Annotated in this window: 3 protein-coding genes and 1 pseudogene; all 4 read right to left on the reverse strand. The window is 60.3% G+C overall.

The window, feature by feature from the left end:
* Nucleotides 1–60: 60 nt before the first annotated feature.
* Nucleotides 61–276, reverse strand: a complete 216-nt coding sequence (locus ACYUCQ_RS16160) for a hypothetical protein (protein WP_460255584.1) — start codon at nucleotides 274–276, stop codon at nucleotides 61–63.
* 15 nt (nucleotides 277–291) lie between these two features.
* The gene (locus tag ACYUCQ_RS16165) at nucleotides 292–456 is read right to left on the reverse strand and encodes a hypothetical protein (protein WP_460255585.1); all 165 of its coding nucleotides are present in this window, start codon (nucleotides 454–456) and stop codon (nucleotides 292–294) included.
* Between the two features lie 240 nt (nucleotides 457–696).
* Entirely contained in the window at nucleotides 697–891 is a 195-nt protein-coding gene (locus ACYUCQ_RS16170) for a hypothetical protein (protein WP_460255586.1), read from the reverse strand.
* A gap of 531 nt (nucleotides 892–1,422) precedes the next feature.
* Nucleotides 1,423–1,582, reverse strand: a pseudogene (locus tag ACYUCQ_RS16175) (IS110 family transposase); the annotation flags it as partial.

Here is a 1,582-nt window from a genome sequence, read left to right on the forward strand (position 1 = left end):
CATTTTGCTCTCCTGTCGCGTTAAACACCTTATCTCGGTGTCCACGAAACCGGCAGCAGCTCACTCGTCGATGTTGAATTTGAGCTCGTGAAGAAACTTAAACTTCTGACCGAAGCGCTCGGCGCTCACCCCGCAGCAGCGAAGCCCGGCCGCGGGTGCCACACCTGCGCGGTGCGAGCGCGGTGCGCGGCGGGTTGGGCCGTCGGTGAGGAGGCGGCTATTGTCGATGGTCGCGGCGACGCCGAGCTCGTGGTGCAGGCGAGGGCCGGTGACCATGGCTTCTTCGCTCGCTCACGCACCGGCGCCGAGATTGCCGTTGTCTATGAGGCGGCCGTCGCGAAGCTCCTTCCCGAACACGTCAAAAGCCAAGTGCTCCGGATCCTCGACGGCGTGTGGATCGAGACGCGCACGCAGCTTGAACTCAAGGCGTGGACGCAAGTCTTCGTTGTCGATCAAGGAGGTGACTGCCCTCCTGCGCTGAGGATAGGCCCGCCCAATGCCGGCAACCCTCGTCACCGCGCAGCGTAGGGCGAACCACCCACGCTCGGGAACGGACATGCGGTCTTACGAACCACCCAGGCTCGGGAACGGTAAGCGCTGCGAATTCCGATTGATGTCGGCCACCTATTCCGACGTTGCGTATTCCGACGAAGCCGGCCATGCATTCCGATTTGAAGTCGGCCACCTATTCCGATTTCATTCCGGCCACCGTTCCGATTTGAAGTCGGTCTGGGTCCAGCTCGCCTCGGCGTAGGTAAAGCTCGACGCGCCCAGCACGCCAACAAAGATCTCCGCCTGCCGAACTTCGCCGCTCGCCCGATCGACAATACCGATCCGCTTGCCAGAATAATCGACGAAGACCTTGTCACCAGCACGATGATCCTGGCGCATCACCGGTGATAACCGGGCCTCAAACTCCCTGAACAGTTCACAAAACCGCGAAATATGTGGTCCACAACATATTTCGCGTTATGTTGCGGCCGCAGTTATGTGGCGAAGAGCACGATCAAGCCGGGGCAATGGGTGGGCTCCCCGGCTTGAGCCGCTGCGTATTCCGACGAAGCCGGCCATGCATTCCGATTTGAAGCCGGCCACCTATTCCGATTTCATTCCGGCCACCGTTCCGATTTGAAGTCGGCCACCTGAGCGTCGTTCGGTTAGGTCATATGTTATACCATGTGTGGACGGCCCGCTGGGTTCAAGTACGTGAAGCGGAATCTGATGTTGGTTCGAATGCGGTCATGTGTCCGGCCTGTTGACGCGGTATTATGACCGCTGGCCCAGATGGGTTCCGCGAGCGACATCCAAACAGCCTGGCGGCATGCGATAGCGTGCCATTGGTATTAACGGATTTTGTCGCTCGTCGGTTCGACCGATTATCATCTTCTGCTGCTCCTTGAACCCCCGGCACCGGCGCGCGGTTCAGGCGGCGGTCGGCTGGCGCCGATACGCTTCGCCGCGCGCCATCATGGCCCAGATAATCCGGGCCATCTTGTTGGCCAGAGCTACTGCCGCGAGTTTGCGCGGCTTGCGCTCCAGCAATTGTAGCAGCCATGGCGAGGCTGATTTACTGCCTGGCTTG

The sequence above is a fragment of the Acidiphilium sp. MT5 genome, assembly GCF_054767495.1.